Annotated in this window: 15 protein-coding genes; 2 read left to right on the forward strand and 13 right to left on the reverse strand. The window is 30.1% G+C overall.

Annotated features, from left to right (window positions below; translation table 11 throughout):
* Positions 1-3: 3 nt before the first annotated feature.
* The 11 genes from KO494_RS11320 to thrA all read right to left on the reverse strand — a co-directional run bounded on the left by KO494_RS11320 (position 4) and on the right by thrA (position 13,625).
* Positions 4-2,046 carry a carboxy terminal-processing peptidase gene (locus KO494_RS11320; protein WP_215967722.1) on the reverse strand — a complete coding sequence of 681 codons (2,043 nt, stop codon included), beginning with the start codon at positions 2,044-2,046 and terminating at the stop codon, positions 4-6.
* 23 nt (positions 2,047-2,069) lie between these two features.
* Entirely contained in the window at positions 2,070-2,369 is a 300-nt protein-coding gene (locus tag KO494_RS11325) for a 4a-hydroxytetrahydrobiopterin dehydratase (RefSeq protein WP_215967723.1), read from the reverse strand.
* A gap of 13 nt (positions 2,370-2,382) precedes the next feature.
* On the reverse strand, positions 2,383-3,210 hold the full coding sequence (locus tag KO494_RS11330) for a sugar nucleotide-binding protein (RefSeq protein WP_215967724.1): 828 nt from the start codon (positions 3,208-3,210) through the stop codon (positions 2,383-2,385).
* 16 nt (positions 3,211-3,226) lie between these two features.
* On the reverse strand, positions 3,227-4,141 hold the full coding sequence (locus KO494_RS11335; RefSeq protein WP_215967725.1) for a glutaminase: 915 nt from the start codon (positions 4,139-4,141) through the stop codon (positions 3,227-3,229).
* Between the two features lies 1 nt (position 4,142).
* Positions 4,143-5,213 carry a glycine cleavage system aminomethyltransferase GcvT gene (gene gcvT, locus KO494_RS11340; RefSeq protein WP_215967726.1) on the reverse strand — a complete coding sequence of 357 codons (1,071 nt, stop codon included), beginning with the start codon at positions 5,211-5,213 and terminating at the stop codon, positions 4,143-4,145.
* Between the two features lie 151 nt (positions 5,214-5,364).
* On the reverse strand, positions 5,365-6,834 hold the full coding sequence (locus tag KO494_RS11345) for a potassium/proton antiporter (protein WP_215967727.1): 1,470 nt from the start codon (positions 6,832-6,834) through the stop codon (positions 5,365-5,367).
* 182 nt (positions 6,835-7,016) lie between these two features.
* Positions 7,017-7,787 carry an SDR family oxidoreductase gene (locus tag KO494_RS11350; protein ID WP_215967728.1) on the reverse strand — a complete coding sequence of 257 codons (771 nt, stop codon included), beginning with the start codon at positions 7,785-7,787 and terminating at the stop codon, positions 7,017-7,019.
* Between the two features lie 124 nt (positions 7,788-7,911).
* Positions 7,912-8,712 carry a DUF1853 family protein gene (locus tag KO494_RS11355; protein WP_252730377.1) on the reverse strand — a complete coding sequence of 267 codons (801 nt, stop codon included), beginning with the start codon at positions 8,710-8,712 and terminating at the stop codon, positions 7,912-7,914.
* An 83-nt stretch (positions 8,713-8,795) separates the two neighbouring features.
* Positions 8,796-10,088: a threonine synthase gene (gene thrC, locus KO494_RS11360; protein ID WP_215967730.1), complete on the reverse strand. Its 1,293-nt coding sequence runs from the start codon at positions 10,086-10,088 to the stop codon at positions 8,796-8,798.
* An 86-nt stretch (positions 10,089-10,174) separates the two neighbouring features.
* Positions 10,175-11,104, reverse strand: a complete 930-nt coding sequence (locus tag KO494_RS11365) for a homoserine kinase (RefSeq protein WP_215967731.1) — start codon at positions 11,102-11,104, stop codon at positions 10,175-10,177.
* A gap of 76 nt (positions 11,105-11,180) precedes the next feature.
* Positions 11,181-13,625 carry a bifunctional aspartate kinase/homoserine dehydrogenase I gene (thrA, locus tag KO494_RS11370; RefSeq protein WP_215967732.1) on the reverse strand — a complete coding sequence of 815 codons (2,445 nt, stop codon included), beginning with the start codon at positions 13,623-13,625 and terminating at the stop codon, positions 11,181-11,183.
* Positions 13,626-13,748: 123 nt separating this feature from the next.
* Here thrA and KO494_RS11375 point away from each other — a divergent pair, with 123 nt between their 5' ends.
* Positions 13,749-15,308 carry an NAD(P)H-hydrate dehydratase gene (locus KO494_RS11375; RefSeq protein WP_215967733.1) on the forward strand — a complete coding sequence of 520 codons (1,560 nt, stop codon included), beginning with the start codon at positions 13,749-13,751 and terminating at the stop codon, positions 15,306-15,308.
* A gap of 83 nt (positions 15,309-15,391) precedes the next feature.
* Here KO494_RS11375 and KO494_RS11380 read toward each other — a convergent pair whose 3' ends face one another.
* Positions 15,392-16,441, reverse strand: a complete 1,050-nt coding sequence (locus KO494_RS11380; RefSeq protein ID WP_215967734.1) for a TlpA disulfide reductase family protein — start codon at positions 16,439-16,441, stop codon at positions 15,392-15,394.
* Positions 16,442-16,646: 205 nt separating this feature from the next.
* Here KO494_RS11380 and hutH point away from each other — a divergent pair, with 205 nt between their 5' ends.
* Positions 16,647-18,173 (forward strand): histidine ammonia-lyase, encoded by a 1,527-nt coding sequence (gene hutH / locus KO494_RS11385; RefSeq protein ID WP_215967735.1) that lies wholly within the window; start codon positions 16,647-16,649, stop codon positions 18,171-18,173.
* Here hutH and KO494_RS11390 read toward each other — a convergent pair.
* Positions 18,170-18,565 carry a hypothetical protein gene (locus KO494_RS11390; protein WP_215967736.1) on the reverse strand — a complete coding sequence of 132 codons (396 nt, stop codon included), beginning with the start codon at positions 18,563-18,565 and terminating at the stop codon, positions 18,170-18,172. The two genes, hutH and KO494_RS11390, sit on opposite strands and share 4 nt — an antisense overlap.
* Between the last annotated feature and the right edge of the window lie 36 nt (positions 18,566-18,601).

Here is an 18,601-nt window from a genome sequence, read left to right on the forward strand (position 1 = left end):
TATTTAATGGTTAGAATTGATAAAATTGGTAAGAATTAAAGATGCTTCGTGAATATAAATATCTTTAGATAAACTGCCTAATAGCTTTTGGTTATTTGTTTTTTCGTTTTCGTTATAGCTTAATACTTCATTTGTTGAAAGCGTATTAGTGACTGTAATTTTTGGTCTTGTTTTGTTATTACCAAAAATAGATTGCCACATGGTTTTGTATTCTTGCTGGTGTTTATAGATATTATCTAATGTTAAAGCAAAGGAAATTTCATTATAGTAATTTTCTAATAGTTTTTTATTTGCGGTTTTTACTAAAGCGAAATCAGCACTATTATTTACACGAGCTTTACTTTTGGTAATTAGATTTGTGAAATTTATTTTTGGAAGTGGTATATGTTTAAGCGTTGCTTGAATGGTGTCGTTGTTTAATGCATAAGGTTTATCTATTTCATTAAACTTAAAACCATCATAAATAGAAGGTAATGCAATATCTGGAGTTACACCATTAGATTGTAAACTTTTTCCTGTTACTCTATAAAATACTTCGGTAGTAATTTTGCTAAAGCCTAAATTATTTTTTTCGCTTAACGGAAGAATAACTTGCGCACTAGATTTACCATGTGTAGTAGAACCAATAAGAATTGCTCTATTATAATCTTGCATGGTACTTGCAAAAAACTCAGAAGCAGAGGCACTATAATTATTAATTAGTATTACAATTGGCTTATTAAAAAAAGTACCACGACTAGGATCTCTAAAGGTAAAACGTTCATTTTTATTATCTCTAATAATAGAAACAGGGCCTTTGTTTATAAACATACCACTTAGCTCTATGGCTTCTTGCATAGATCCTCCACCATTAAACCTTAAATCTATAATAAGTCCTTTAATATTTTCCTTTTGAAGTTTGTATAACTCTTTTGCAAAATCAGCAGTTAATCCTCTTTTATTATAAGATTCTAAATTGGTGTAAAAACTTGGTATTTTAATATAGCCAAAGGTAGTATCCTCTCCAATAATGTATCCTGTTATAGAGTTTTCTTCTACTTTTAAAGCGGTTTTACTAATTTCTATATCTAAAATGGAGCCTGTATTTTTCTTTATTTTAAAAGTTACGGTTTTATTGTCGCTATTATTTAAAAAACGAATTACGTCTTCATTTTTTGTGCAATGAATTTGTAAGTTACTGACTTTTGAGGTTAAGGATTTAATAACGTCGTCTTTTTCAAAAGAGCCATTTTTAAACGCTGAACTTCCTGGAATAATATGGCTAATTACAATTTCTCCATTTTTTGTTTTTTTAGTTATTATACCAAATGTTTCTTGTTGAATGGCTAAAGAATTTTCAAAAACTGTTTTTTCGGTCTCATTAAAATAAGTAGAATTTGGATCTTGATATTGTATAAAAGCATTCAAGAAATTCTCGGTAACAAAATTAGTAATACCTCCATCTTGGTTTAAAATCTCATACAGCAAACAGATTTGATTATCTATTACTTTTTCTTTGTTTAAACTTTCAAAAGTTTTAAAATTTGCTTTTGCATTTTCTAAAATAGAATCCTGTTCTAAAGCTTCTATAACTAATAAATATCTTACTTTTTTAGACCAATATTTTTGTGATTCTTCATGATTTTTATAAAAACCAGCATTTTCATCTTGTGAAAAATTTAATATATCTTTTCCTGAATAATCTAAATTTTGTTTTTTTAGGTTTTCTAAATACTGAATAGATTGCTCAATTCTTTGTGTTAATACTTGAATATATTTAGTTATAAAACTGCAATTTTTATTTTTTATGTAGTCATCTATTTGAAACTGATCTATCTTAAATGTTGCAATATCTTTTTTTGTATAATAACGTTTGTCTGCATCTAACTGTTTTAGAAATAAATTGAAAACATGTTTAGAAAGGCTATCATTAGTAGCTTTAGGTTTGTAATGTGCTACTTTTATTAAAGAATCTATGGTTGTTAACTGATTACAAAATACATTATCTTGTGCATTTGTAAGTAAAGGAATACAAAGAAGAAAAGGGTAAAGTAGGTTTTTAATCATAAAAATGAAAGAAAGATAGTAAATTATTCGTCTTCTGGCACTACAATAGCATCAATAGCTTCTGCAAGTTTAAAGTCCTTTTTTGTAACGCCATTAGCACTATGTGTAGTTAATGTAATTTTTAAAATATTATACACATTGCTCCATTCAGGATGATGGTTTTGTGCTTCGCATTCAAAAGTAATTCTGCTCATGGCACTAAAACAGTCTTTAAAATTGTCAAACTCAAATTCTGCATGAAGCGCATTATCAAAATACTCCCAATCTGGAAAATGTAATAAACGTTTTTGGATGTCTTCTTCTAAAATTTTTTCTGTTTTCATAGTTTTTTATTTACTACAAAATACTCATTTTTAGAACATCTTTACTTTCTATCTGTAAATTTTTTGGTAATAAATTATTCTTTGGTAAAACTGCTAAATATCTATCGTCATTAGTAGTATAAACTTGTTTGTAAACAGGTTTGTATAATACTAATGAAGAAACAATTTCTTTAATAAATTCATCATGATGTATTAAATCTGTGCTTCCTAAGTGAAAAACACCAGATTTACTTCTGTTGATGATATAATGAATTTGTTGCGAAAGTTTATCGTCTGTAGTGACATTAATAATTAAATTAGGAAAAATCTCTATTGGTAATTTTTCTTTTAATTGTATTTTAATTTCTTCTATTCTAGGAGAGCCTTGCCCAAAAACCATAGGTACTCTTAAAATTGCCCATTTACGTTTGGGTAAACGCATAAGCATATTTTCAATTTTAATTTTAAAATGGCCGTAAATACTTAAGCTTAAGGTTTTATCTAACTCGTAACTTGGGTAGTTTTTATAGGCATCAAACACATTTGCAGAAGATAAAAATATAATTTTACAATCGTGATGTTTTACATATTCTACTATATGTTGATGTGCTATTGTTTGTGTGGCAAAATTTCCGCGAAGTGTAGAAATAATAATACTAGGTTTTGTGGCTTCAAGAATTTCTACCACATCATCTTCTTCGTGATTATAGTGAAAAAATTGTTTGTTTTTTTCTAAGCCATTTGTAGGTGTTGCATAGGTGCCAAAAACTCTAAAATAGGCGTATAACTCTTTGTAAATAGCACTACCAATAAAGCCATTTACACCAAGTATAAGTATTTTGTGTTTCTTTTTATGCAACATGAATGGAGCAAATCTTTTAAAAAATAGAAAGTTTAGTTTTGGTCGTAAAAGCTTCTAAAGCTTGCATACCAATTTTAGAATTTCCTCTTGGGTTTAGTCCTGGAGACCATGTAGAAATTACAAAATTATTTGGTAATAATGCAACAATACCACCACCAACACCACTTTTTCCTGGTAAACCAACCTCAAATGCAAACTCACCAGCTTCATCATAAAAACCACAAGTTAGCATGATGGCATTAATACGTTTTATCTGGCTTTGGGTTAACCATGTTTTGTTTTGTAAACAAACACCATGGTTAGCATAAATGTAAAAGGCATTGGTAAGTTGCTCACAATTCATTTGTAATGAGCACATATAAAAATAGAAATCAAGTACTTTATCTACTTCATTTTCTAAATTGTGAAAAGATTTTAAAAGATATGCTGCTGCATAATTATTAAAGCCTGTTGCTTTTTCTGATGCTGCAACTGCTGGATTATAATCTATAGTTTGATCATTTGCTAAATCACGAACAAAATGTAAAAAATCTTCTTTAGGTTTTTTTAATTGTGAAACTAAAATATCTGCAATAACAATAGCTCCAGAATTAATAAAAGGATTTCTAGGAATACCGTTTTCTAATTCTAGTAAAGATAACTGATTAAAAGGGTCTCCAGAAGGTTCTACATCCATGCGTTTCCAAAGTGCATCTCCTTGCAATTGAAAAGCCAAAGAAAGGGAAAGCACTTTAGAAATACTTTGAATGGAAAACGGAACATGCGAGTCTCCAACCGAAAACTTTTCCCCCGAAATTAACCTTAAATGAATGCCAAATTTATTGACATCTATATGTGATAATTCCGGAATGTAATTGGCAACCAATCCACGATTAATTTCATCTTTTAATTGGTTGTGAATGGTATTAATTACTTGTTGAAAATCTTGCATGTTACCCTTTATAAAATGGTAATTTTACTACTGTTGCAGGAACAGCATTTTTACGTATTTGTATGTTTATTTTGCTATTTACGTCAGCAAAAACGGTAGGGACATAACCAAGACCAATTCCTTTACCAAGCATTGGACTCATGGTTCCAGAGGTTACTTCACCAATTTTTTTACCTTGACCATCTACAATATCATAACCATGACGAGGAATTCCTCTTTCATCTAACTCAAAAGCAATAAGTTTACGTTCTACACCACGATTTTTTTGTTCTTTTAAAGCTTCAGAATTGGTAAACTCTTTAGTGAATTTTGTAACCCATCCTAAACCAGCTTCAATAGGAGATGTAGTATCATCTATATCATTTCCGTAAAGACAGTATCCCATTTCTAAACGCAAGGTGTCTCTTGCTGCTAGTCCAATAGGTTTAGCTCCTGCTTCAGTAACTTTATCCCAAATTTGCTTTACTTCACTATTTTTGCAATAAATTTCAAATCCACCACTTCCTGTGTAACCAGTAGCAGAGATAATAACGTTTTCAATTCCTGCAAAATCACCAACTTCAAAATTGTAAAATTTAATTGCAGCTAAATCATGACTTGTAAGACTTTGCATAGCTTCAACAGCTTTAGGACCTTGAATAGCAAGCAGTGAGTAGTCTTCACTTAAATCACGCATTTCTGCATCAACATCATTTTTAGAACTTATCCAGTTCCAGTCTTTTTCAATATTACTGGCATTTACTACTAATAAATATTGTTCTTCTTTAAGTTTATAGATAATTAAGTCATCTACAATACCTCCATCATCATTTGGTATACAACTGTATTGTGCCTTACCAATAGTAAGTTTGCTAGCATCATTACTACAGGTTTTTTGTATTAAAGCAAGCGCATTAGGACCAGTAATTAAGAATTCTCCCATATGACTTACATCAAAAACACCAACGCTTTTTCTTACCGTTTCGTGTTCTATGTTTACCCCTTCGTATTGAATAGGCATGTTGTAACCAGCAAAAGGAACCATTTTTGCTCCTAGGGCTTCATGAGTTGCAGTTAATGCAGTATTTTTCATAAAGAATATATTTTTTATTTCCGAGAAGTCGGAAACCTATGTTATTGAATTATTGAAAAACAAAAGTATTGAAAAATATTGAGTTGGTTTTTAGTAATAGGATTAAATTATAGTTTAAATACAAATGCAAATTAGCATTTAAAATATTCTTTTAATCCTTTTTTCTTTTTAGTGTTTTATACACTTCATCCAAAATTATAGGTCTATCGGCAAGAACAATTAAGGTGTCTTTTGCATTGATTATTGTTAAACCGTTAGGTACAATATAAGAATCTCCTCTTTTAATCATTGCTATTATTGCGTTTTTAGGAAAACCTAATTCTACAATTTTTTTATCTACTGCAAAACAATCTGAGGTTATTAATAGCTCTTTCATTTCGGCTTTTGGGTTTTCTTCTAAAAGTAAATCTGTAGCAGATAATTTTTTTTGTTTTTCTGGTAAACCTACATCTAACCATTTTGCAACAATAGATAATGTAGTACCTTGAATTAATATTGAGGTTACAGATATAAAAAATACAATATTAAATATCATATTTGCTTTATCAATTCCAGCTAAAAGGGGATAGGTAGCAAACACAATAGGAACAGCGCCACGCAAGCCAACCCATGAAATATAAAATCTTCTTTTCATTTTCATTTTGAAAAACATAAGACTTATAAAAACACCTACAGGTCTAGCAATAACAATTAAAAATAAGGAAATAAGTAGCCCAATTCCCATATACGGAATAATTTGAGAAGGAAACACAAGCAAACCTAAAGTAAGGAATAATACAATTTGCATTAACCAAGCCAAACCATCAAACATTTTTAAAATGGTTTTTTTATGTATTAAGTCTTGATTTCCTAAATATACCGCACATATGTAAATAGCTAAAAAGCCATTACCTCCAAGAAAATCTGTAGCAGAAAATGTAATGAACATTAAGGTAATTACTAATACAGGATATAAACCTTCAAAGTCTAATTTTATGTTATTAATAATGTATTTACTAAGCATACCAAAAGAAATACCTAGAATACCACCTAAAATCATTTGCTGTAGAAATAAAGGTATAATAGATAAAAAGCTTTTGTCTTGATTAATTACTAAAGTTAAAAAGGCCAATGTTAGTACATATGCCATTGGGTCATTACTACCACTTTCTAACTCTAAAGTAGGTCTTAAATTAGTTTTAAGCGCAAGACTTTTAGAACGAAGAATGGAAAATACAGCTGCAGCATCTGTTGAAGAAACTATAGAACCTAATAAGAGACTTTCATAAATGGTAAAATCTGTAATAAACCATACAAAAGTACCAAGCGAAAGAGCAGTTAATAAAACACCTAATGTAGATAATGCAATACCTTCTTTAAGAATAGGTTTTACAGCAGTCCAGTTTGTGTCTAATCCACCAGAAAACAAGATAAAATTTAAGGATACAATACCTATAAATTGTGCTAGTTTAGGATCGTCAAAACGAATGCCACCAATGCCATCAGAACCAGCAAGCATTCCTATTGCTAAAAACAGTAATAATGTAGGAACACCAAATTTATAAGATGTTTTACCTGCAATAATACTAATAAGTAGTAATAGCGAGCCAACTAGTAATATGTTTTCAATGGTTAATTGCATTCTTTTTTATTAAAATAATATAAGGTAAATATACTGCTAGTTGTTTAAAGCAGCGTAATAAATTAATGTAGATTTAATTTTTTAAAGAAATTAATTAAAGGATTTAGATTAAAAATATAAAAGTAAATAGATAAAGTGTTTTTAAATTTTTAAACCTTTTATTAAGTATTATAAATGGGTATTTAACGTGCCATCCATCCTCCATCAACAAGTAAAATGCTACCATGCATATAGTTAGATGCATTTGAACATAAAAATACAATAGGACCAGCAAAATCTTCAGGATTTCCCCAACGCTCAGCAGGGATTCTAGAAAGTATTGCTTGAGAACGTGTGCTGTCTTTTTGTAATGCTTTGGTATTATCTGTACTAATATAACCAGGAGCAATAGCATTAACATGTACACCGCTTTTTGCCCATTCGTTAGCAAATGCTTTTGTTATTTGTCCTATTGCACCTTTGCTTGCGGCATAGCTGGGTACAGTAATTCCGCCTTGAAAAGAGAGTAATGATGCAGTAAAAACAATTTTACCAGCACCTCTGGATACCATGTCTTTTCCTATTTCTCTAGTAAGTATAAATGGCGCAGTTTGGTTTACTGCAATGACTTCATCCCATATTTCATCATTATGTTCTGTTGCAGGAGCACGTTGTATAGTTCCTGCATTATTTACTAAAATATCTATAACAGGAAAGTCTTTTTTTACTTCTTCAATAAAAGTATATAAAGCTTTTGTATTACTAAAATTGCAAGTATATGCTGTAAACTTACGACCTAATTTTTGAACCGCTTTTTCAATAGTACTTCCAGACTTTTCTAAACTTGAACTTACGCCAATAATATCTGCACCAGCTTCTGCCAAAGCAATTGCCATTGCCTTACCAATACCTCTTTTACAACCAGTAACTAATGCTACTTTACCTTTTAGTTGAAATTGATTTAATACACCCATAAAAAAAACTAGTTTATTTGTTTTGTAAAATAAGTAAAATTGAAATAGTTACAACTGCAATTTGGTTTAGATTTTAAGGAAGCTCTTATTTAATACATACAGTATTACAACGAATTAAAAAAAATTACCACCAAACCACAAAACATTTTTCGGTTTCATTATTTGGTTTTTTAATCCAACATAAAGGCGATTTTTCTTGATTTAAAAGAAGTTTTACTTCGGTTATAAATGAAGCGTAATCAAGCCAAGTATTTGGGTTGGGTTTATAAATTAACCAATCTTTTTTTTCTGGAATAAAAAACTTACAATTAGCAAATTGTTCTAATTGATTTATTTGGTAGTAATATCCTTGTATGCATGCAGGGTTTACAACGTTAATTACTGCTTTTTTAACAGAAAAAGGCATGTATAATTGTGCTTTAAAACAGACTTGTTGTTGTATTGTTTCTGCAGGAATACCTAATTTTTTTAGTAACGGTTTTGTTTGTTTATGGTAGAGTAGTGGTAATTGTTTTTCTTTTAGTTTGGTAAGTTTTTCTAGAAAACTATCTTTTCTATTTGGGCCAATAAAATGCTCTATTTCTGTGGAGCCAACAGATGCATCATACAAATAAAATTTATAGATAATTTCAAGATGAATGGGTTGTTGTTCTTTTTTTAAAAGACAATCTATTTCGCCAATGGTACGTTTTCCGTTTTGTATCTGAATATTTTCTGCTAAAATAGTAACAGTGTCGTCTTCTTTTAATTGTAAACCAACAAAGCGTTCTACTAATTTACCAAGTCTTAATTTATGATTATTTAAATCGTTTACTTTTAAAGTGGTATGTAATAATTTAAATTGTTGCATACCCAATATGTGATTTTTTAACCACAAATTAGGTGTGTTTAGAAATCCTTGGTATTGCAATTGTAGGTTTTTCATTTTTGTCATTGCTATGAAAACAGAAATGTATTTTTTAATATTCTAGAGAATTCCTGTTTTTATAGGAATGCCCCTTTATTTCCTTATTGCAATAAGTAATCTTTTAAATCTTGATAGGTACTAATTTTGGTTGCTTCTTTTTCTTTGTGCATTACTGCTTGAATTTGTTCTGGCAATTCCTGTTTTTGAGGAATAACTTCTTCTACAACATCTAAAAATTTAGTAGGATGTGCAGTTTCTAAAAACACACAATGTGCATTTGGGTTTTCTTGTAAGTACGATTTACATCCTAAATAACCTACAGCTCCATGCGGATCTGCAACATAATTATAATTGTTATAAATTTCTAGCATGGCTTCTTTAGTAGCAGCATCTGTAAAGCTATAAGAAGAAAGATTGTTTTTTAAACTTTCAAAATTGTTTTTATAGATTTCTTGAATACGAATAAAGTTACTTGGATTACCAACATCCATAGCATTACTAATAGTTTGCACAGAAGCTTTTGGGTTATAATCTTTGGTTTGTAAGTATTTAGTAACTACATTATTTTCGTTATTTGAAGCAATAAAATGTTTAATTGGTAAGCCTAATTGTTGTGCCATCATTCCTGCACAAACGTTTCCAAAGTTTCCGCTAGGTACAGAAAAAACAATCTCTTTATACGTTTTATGTAGCTGTTTATAGGCAAACATAAAATAGAAAAGTTGTGGCAACCAACGTGCAACATTAATAGAGTTTGCAGAAGTTAATTGCATTTTACTAGTTAAAGAATCATCTAAAAAAGCACGTTTAACCATGTCTTGGCAATCATCAAAAACACCATCTACTTCTAAAGCTTTAATGTTTTGCCCTAAAGTAGTTAATTGTTTTTCTTGTATATCACTTACTTTTCCTGAAGGATATAATATTACTACATTAACTCCTTTTACACCAAGAAAACCATTAGCTACAGCTCCTCCTGTATCACCAGAAGTAGCAACTAAAACAGTAACTTCATTGGTGTTATTTTGGTTAAAATACCCTAAACATCTTGCCATAAAACGAGCACCAACATCTTTAAAAGCCATAGTTGGACCATGAAATAATTCTAAAGTAGAAATATGATCGTTTAGTTGTACTACAGGAAAATCAAAAGCAAGTGTTTCTTCAACAATAGTTTTTAAAATAGCTTCAGGTATTTCTGGAGAAACAAACTGTTTAATAGCCTGAAAAGCAATTTCAGCATAAGATAAATTGTCTATATTATCAAAAAAAGATTGTGGTAAAGGTGTAATATTTTCAGGAAAATATAATCCTTTATCTGGTGCTAATCCTTTTATAACAGCATCTTTAAATGATGTTTTTGGTGCTTTATGGTTTAAACTGTAGTAATTCATGCTTGTTTTCCGCGAAAGCGGTAATCTTTTAATTATTTAATCTTTTTTATATCACTTTAGCAGGCCTAGTGTGACAAGTGTGTTTCTTATTTACTTTCTATGATTTTAATACCTTCTGCATTAATTTTAGATGTAAATGTATAAAATTCAATTTCGGTTTTAGCATATACTTCTTGTATTGCTTTTTCTACTTTTTTGGCAGTTTCTAAACTTTCTGATAAAGAAAAAATAGAAGGACCAGAACCTGAAATTCCGCTTCCTAAAGCACCATTTTGTATTGCTGCTTTTTTTACTTCTGTATAATGCGGAATTAATGTACTTCTATAAGGTTCTACAACAACATCCTGTAATGCTTCTCCTAATAAATTATAATCATTAGTGTGTAAGGCATGGACTAAACTACCAACATTAGACCATTGTGTAATGGCATCTTGCATAGGTATATTTTTAGGTAAAATGTTTCTGGCATCTGCAGTTTTAATTTCAATTTGCGGATGAATTAGGGTTGCATATAAATTAGATGGAGTAGGCAGCTCTAGTATTTTTAGCGGTTTATTACTTTTTACTAAAGTAAACCCACCAAAAATTCCGGGACCAATATTATCTGCATGTTCGCTACCACTAGCAACGGCTTCTCCTTTCATGGCAAAATCAGATAATTGTGTTTTATTATATGGTTTGCCTAATAACTCATTGATAGCAAAAACAGCACCAGAAGCACTAGCAGAACTACTACCAATACCACTTCCAGGTTTAATTTTTTTATAGATTTCTATTTCAAATCCGCAATCTGGATTGGCATGGTTATACAAAGCCAATGCTGCAACTCCAGCAACATTTTTTTTGGTTTCTAAAGGCAAGTCAAAACCATCAATTTTAGTGATTTTTATACCTTTTTCAACGGTTTTTCTAATAATCATTTCATCACCAACTGTTTCTAAGCAAAAGCCAAGCACATCAAATCCGCAGGAAACGTTTGCTACAGTTGCAGGAGAAAATATTTTTATTTGATTCATTTTTTATAGAAAAGAATAGAGAAAAGAAAATAGACTACTTGTTTTGTATTTATTCTCTTTTCTTTATTCTTAGTTTTTATTTATTAGCAATTTGAATAATATCTGCAAATAAACCAGAAGCAGTTACGTCTGCACCAGCTCCAGCTCCTTTAACAATTAAGGGTTGTTCTGGATAGCGTTGCGTGTAAAACATTACAATATTATCTTTTCCTTCAAGGTTGTAAAAAGGGTGTCCTTCAGGAATTTCTTTTAAACCAACTTTAGCTTTTCCTTTATTGTATTCTGCAACATATTTTAATTGACAGTTATTTGCTTTTGCAGAAGCATATAGTTTTTGAAAGTGTGGTTCATCTGCTATTAAAGTTTCGTAAAAATCATCTACAGAATCACTTTCTAAATTTGCTTTGGTTAAAAAAGAATCGTTTTTAATATCTTCAATTTCAATTTTACCACCATTTTCACGAGCAAGAATTAATATTTTTCTGGCTACATCAATACCGCTTAAATCAATTCTAGGATCAGGTTCTGTATACCCTTCAAATTGTGCTTGTTTTACAGTATCATGAAAGTTCTTTTTATCATTAAAGTTATTAAAAACAAAATTTAAACTTCCAGATAAAACCGCTTGTATACTAACTACTTTATCTCCAGATGCTACTAAGTTTTTTAAGGTACTTATAATTGGTAACCCTGCACCAACATTAGTTTCATATAAAAAAGGAGCATTATATTTTAGCGATAAGTCTTGTAGTTTTTTATAGTTTTCATAGACACTAGAACATGCAATTTTATTACATGCAACAACAGCAATACTGTTTTTAAGATAGTCTGCATATAATTTAGAAACAGCTTCACTAGCAGTGATATCTACAAAAATACTATTACGTAAATTTAGGGATATTACTTTATTTAAAAAGCCTTGTAAGCTTGATGTTTCAGCATGATGAAATTGAGTTGCCCAATTTTTTAAATCGATACCTTTTTCGTTAAAAATCATTTTTTTAGAATTTGCCATTCCAACAATTCTAACGTCAATTTTAAGATTCTTTTTTAAGAATGTATGTTGTTGCTGAATTTGGTCTATTAGCTTTTCGCCAACATTACCAACACCTGTAATAAATACATTTAACTGTTTTGTGTTTTCTTCAAAAAAGCGTTCATGTAAGGTATTTAATGCTTTTTTTACATCTTTATCTGCTATTACAGCAGAGATATTTTTTTCTGATGCACCTTGAGCAATCGCTCTTATATTAATATTATTTTTACCAAGTGCACTAAACATTTTTCCGCTAATACCTTGATGACTTTTCATATTATCACCAACAAGAGCAATAATAGACAGGTCTTTTTCTACCACTAAAGGTTCTATTTTATGTAAGGATATTTCGTTTTCAAAAACGGTATCTATAGCTTCTTTAGCAGTTTCAGCATCTTTAGTTTCAATACCTAAACAAATAGAGTGCTCTGATGATGCCTGTGTGATTAGTACAATGTTTATTTTTTCTTGTGCTAGCGTTTCAAACAAACGTTTAGAAAAACCAGGAATACCAATCATTCCGCTACCTTCAAGGGTTAGTAAAGCAATATTACTAATATGGCTTATCCCTTTTATTGGAGAATTTCCTGCGGAAGCATTTTTAGAAATAACAGTACCTGTTTCTTCTGGTTTTAACGTGTTTTTTATATGAATAGGAATATTTAAATTTAAAACAGGTTGCACTGTTGGAGGATACAATACTTTGGCTCCAAAGTGTGACAACTCCATAGCTTCTTGATATGAAATTTTGTCTATAGGAAAAGCTTGTTTTACCAACTTAGGGTTTGCAGTAAACATACCACTAACGTCTGTCCATATTTCTAATTGCTCTACCTGTAAAGCAGCGGCAATTATTGCAGCAGTAAAGTCTGAACCACCACGACCAAGTGTAGTTATTTCGCCTAATTTAGATTTAGAAACAAAACCAGGAAGTATGGTTATTTTTTGATTTGCTGTATTAAAATAGTCTTTAATATTTTTATTTGTAGTATCATATTCTACTTCAGCTTTAGTGAAATTAGAATTAGTGACAACAAGCTCCTGACTGTTTTTTAGCTGCGCATTAATACTTCTGCTTTTTAAAGTTTCGGCAATAATATAAGAAGACAATAATTCGCCAAAACTTACTAATTTGTCAGAAGTTTTAGGTGACAGCTCATTAATTAAGTAAATTCCATCTAATAAGCTTTTTAAATCTTGTAGCATATTTTCTACATGACTAATTATTGCCTTATTTTGCTTAGGAACCAACTCGGTTATAATACTAAAATGAGAATTTTGAATTGCTTCAAATTCTTTAGTATATGCTTTGTCTTTATTATTTGCTAATTCACCAGCTTTTAATAACCTATCTGTAATACCACCAACAGCTGAAACTACGCATATAATGGCATCTTTTTTAGAATAGTTTTCTAAAATGCTTATCACTTTATTGATGTTTGTAGAACTACCTACAGAAGTTCCTCCAAATTTTAATACTTTCATTGGTTTTTACTTAGATTATTTAAGTTTTATAATACGTTTCAAAAGTATTACATTTACTTCTAAAAAAATATTAAAACGCTATTTTTAAGGAATTAGTAAAATAAGATACAGATAATTATTAAAATGAAAATATTTTCGAAAGAGCAAATTTACGAAGGAGATAAACTAACTGCTAAAAAGCAAGAAATTACTTCTACAGATTTAATGGAACGTGCCGCAACCCAAATTTTTAATTGGATGCATTTACGTATGCAAGGTGCACAAGTACCTATTCACGTTTTTTGTGGTATAGGAAATAATGGTGGAGATGGTTTAGTGCTAGGAAGGCATTTAATTACTTATGGTTATAATGTAAAAATGTATGTGGTAAATTATAGCGACACACGATCTAAAGATTTTTTAATTAATTATGATAGAATTAAAAATGTATCTAAAGATTGGCCTTTATTATTAACAGATGCCAACGAACTTCCAGAAATTAAACAAGATGATATTATTGTAGATGCCATTTTTGGTATTGGTTTAAACAGACCTGTTGTAGATTGGGTAAAAACACTGTTTCAACATTTAAAAGCATCTAAAGCATTTACATTAGCTATAGATTTGCCTTCTGGTTTATATCCAGATCAAGTACCAGAAAGTGATAAAGATGTTGTTTGGGCAACACATACTTTAAGTTTTCAAACCCCAAAATTAATTTTCTTTTTACCAGATACAGCAAAATATACCGTACAATGGGAAGTTTTAGATATTGGTATTGATACCGAATATTTACATACCACACCAACAGACTATGAATTAATAGGTAAAATGGAAATGCTTCCTGTGTACCAACCACGAGAAAAATTTACTAATAAAGGAAGCTATGGTCATGCATTATTAGTAGGAGGAAGTTATGGTAAAATAGGAGCTGTTACATTAGCAAGTAGAGCAGCATTATCTTCTGGAGCAGGTTTGGTAACTGCTTATGTGCCAAAATGTGGCTATACAGCTTTACAATCTTCATTTCCTGAAGCTATGGTACTTACAGATACTAACGAAGAAATACTTACCAATATCGAGTTTAATATACAACCTAATGTAATTGCTTTTGGAGTAGGAGTTGGTACAGAAACTAAAACAATTACTGCTTTTGAAAGCTTTTTAAAGTCTAATAACACAGCATTAGTAATTGATGCTGACGGAATAAATATTCTTGCTAAAAAGAAGGAATTATTAAAGTTACTACCAGAACAAACGGTTTTAACACCACATCCTAAAGAATTAGAACGATTAATAGGAAAATGGGATGGTGATTTTGATAAATTAGAAAAAACAAAAGCACTTTCAAAAAAGTATAACCTTATTATTGTAATAAAAGGCGCAAATACCATTACTATTTATCAAGACAAAGGGTATGTAAATACAACAGGAAATCCAGGATTAGCAACTGCAGGAACAGGAGATGTGCTTACAGGTGTTATTACAGGATTAATTGCTCAAGGATATGAACCATTAGTAGCCACACTTTTTGCTATTTATTTACACGGAAAATCTGCAGATATTGCAGTTGAAGGTTTAGGCTATCAAAGTTTAATTGCAAGTCATGTAATTGAAACTTTAGGCGAAGCTTATATTGATTTATTTAAGCAACCAGAACAACCACAAGTAGAAGAGGAAGCAGAGCCAAATAAAAAGGAATAAAAGATAAAGACAGATAAAGAAATAAAAAAAAAGCCACTCTACAGAATGACTTAACTAAGTTATTTTAGAGTGGCTTTTTTTTATTATAAAGATAAAGAAGAAAATAACTCTTTAAATTTAGGGCTAGAAGGTCTAGGTGCATCTGCATTAACAACCACACCATTAGGATCTATTAATATAAATCTAGGAATGCTATTAATTTTAAAAGCAGTTATAAAATCTGATTTCCAGTTCTTATCAGAAAGTAATTGAATGCCTCCCATTTCTTTTTCATCAATCATTTTACTCCAACCTTTTTTAGCAGCTTCAAAAGATCTGTTTTTATAACCTCTACCGTCGTCAACAGAAATACTTACAAAAGACACTTTTTTATCATGGTAGTCTAATTCTGCTTGTTTTAAGGCTGGAAGTTCTGCTAAACATGGTCCACACCAAGTTGCCCATACATCTATATATACATAATTGCCTTTTAGGTCTTCTAAAGACGTTGTACCTCCTTTTTGGTTTTCATAATTTTCAAAAACAGGAGAAGGTTTATCTATAAAAGCGGCAAATTCTTCAGCTCTAGCTTTAGCTCTTTCTATATTTTTTTCAAAATAACCTAACATTTTTTGTTCAAAACCATCTACATCTTCTTTTTCAGTAAGGTAAAATTCAGGATCTATATCTTTGTTTTCCTCTAAAAAAGCTTTACGCTTTGTATTAATTTCTGAAATGGTTTTTTTGAAGTTTTCTTTTTCAAAATCAAAAAGACTAGGAGGGAAGAGTGTTTCTTCAAATAAAGCTTTTTTAGCTAAGTAATTATTTGTTTTATCTCCTATTCCTGTATAGCTAATGGTTTCATCAAACATTTTGGTATCTAATGTCATACTAAGATCATATCCATTTTTTAAGTACACATTGGTGCTTTCACCACCATCATAAAAATTATATATACCTGTTGCAACCTTTAAGGTGTCACTAAATGTACCATCTTCATTAACCTTAATGGTTTTTGTGTACTTTTTAGATCTTAAAATAATAGAATCGCTATTTTTATCTGTGATTTTTCCTGAAAAGGTTACAAAATCTTTAGGTTCTTCTTGGCAAGCAACTATGCTTATTGCGCATAAGGCAATTAATAATTTTTTCATGGTGTTCTTTTTGGGTTTTCTATTTATATAATTTGCATAAAAAAATCTTGTACTAAAGATTAGTTTTGGCTTTCTTTTTTTATACAGCTATACTTTCTTGTTTTCAAAAATAGGAATAATTATTTAGTAAAGCATGTAATAAATTATTAACAATAGTTGCATAACTAATTTTGAATTATCATTTTTGAATCACTTAAAAAAAAGCATGAGCACATATCATTATATATCATCAGAAAAGCTAGACATAGTAACTATTTATAATATTTTTAAAGACAATAAGAAATTAAAATTGTCTGAAGATTCTATTCAAAAAATAGTAAACTGTAAAAAATATTTAGACACTAAATTAAGTGAGGCAGAAAAGCCTTTTTATGGTATAAATACTGGTTTTGGTAGTTTATATAATGTAGAGATTTCTAAAAAAGATTTAACGCAACTACAAGAAAATTTAGTAATGTCACATGCTTGCGGAACAGGGGAACGTGTGCCAGAAAGTGTTGTAAAAGTGATGTTGCTTTTAAAAATACAATCTTTAAGTTATGGGCATAGTGGTGTGCAACTAGCAACAGTAAACCGCTTAATAGACTTTTTTAATAATGATGTTTTTCCGTTTGTATTTACACAAGGTTCATTAGGTGCTTCTGGTGATTTAGCACCTTTGGCACATTTGGCTTTACCATTATTAGGAAAAGGAAAAGTAGTACATGATAATGAAGAATTACAAGCAAGTGAAATATTAGAAAAGTTTGATTGGCAACCTATAAAATTAGAAGCTAAAGAAGGATTAGCTCTTTTAAACGGAACACAATTTATGAGTGCTTATGGTGTGTATCTTTTATTAATGTCTCATAAAACATCGTATTTAGCAGATGTTATAGCAAGTATTTCTTTAGATGCCTTTGATGGAAGAATAGAGCCATTTCATGATTTAGTACATCAAGTACGTCCGCATGCAGGACAGTTAAAAGTTGCCAGACGTTTTAATGAATTTTTAAAAGGAAGTGCCTTAATTGCCAGAGAAAAGAAACATGTACAAGATCCCTATTCATTTAGATGCATACCACAAGTACATGGTGCAACTAAAGATACTTTAGATTTTGTTGAAAAAGTGATTTTAACTGAAATTAATTCGGTTACAGATAATCCTAATATTTTTCCGGAAGAAGATTTAATTATTTCTGGTGGAAATTTTCATGGACAACCATTAGCCTTAGCCTTAGATTATTTAAAAATAGCAATGGCAGAAATAGGTAATATTTCAGAACGACGCGTATTTCAATTGGTATCTGGTTTAAGAGGATTACCAGCCTTTTTAGTAGATAATCCTGGTTTAAATTCCGGATTTATGATTCCGCAATACACAGCAGCAAGTATTGTAAGTGCTAACAAGCAATTAGCAACACCTGCAAGTGTAGATAGTATTGTTTCTAGTAATGGGCAAGAAGACCACGTAAGTATGGGTGCAAATGCTGCAACCCAAGCATATCGATTAATTAAAAATGTAGATCGTGTAATAGCTATAGAACTAATGAATGCAAGTCAGGCTATTGCTTTTAGAAACCCTTTAAAAACATCTCCTTTTTTAGAGTCTTTTTTAGAGTTATACCGAAAAGAAGTTTCTTATGTAAAAAAAGATAGAGTATTGCATGATGATATAGAAGCGTCTATTGCATTTTTAAATGATGTTGATATAGAAATTGAAGAGTTGTTTTTAAATAATTATGGGGTTTAGCTGTGTTCTGCATAAAGATTATTTGCCCAAGAAGTAGCTTCGTCTAGGTTATTAAATATTTCAAAAGGTTTACTAAAAAAATGCTTTTCTACAGAGGCATTGAATTTTGTTATTTCCTTTTTTGAAACAATAGCTAGTCCTATTAAGTTTTTTATTTTTTGAACTTCAAAATATACAATAGGGTCAATAGCGTATGAGTTTTCACGATTACTGATGTACACAAAATTTTTATCTTTATAAAATGTTTCTACTAAGTTTAAAAGTATTTCGTTGTCTTTAACGGTTAAAGTTATGTCTGGATTTATCTCCATTATCAAATAATTTTCATGGATATTAACATATCCTACACCAATATCAATATGTGCTACTTTAGGCATTTCTTTTTTAGGCATTTTAATAAAAAGGTACTATATAATATAAAAAAAAGA

Source organism: Lacinutrix sp. C3R15 (assembly GCF_018860825.1).
Lineage (GTDB): Bacteria > Bacteroidota > Bacteroidia > Flavobacteriales > Flavobacteriaceae > Oceanihabitans.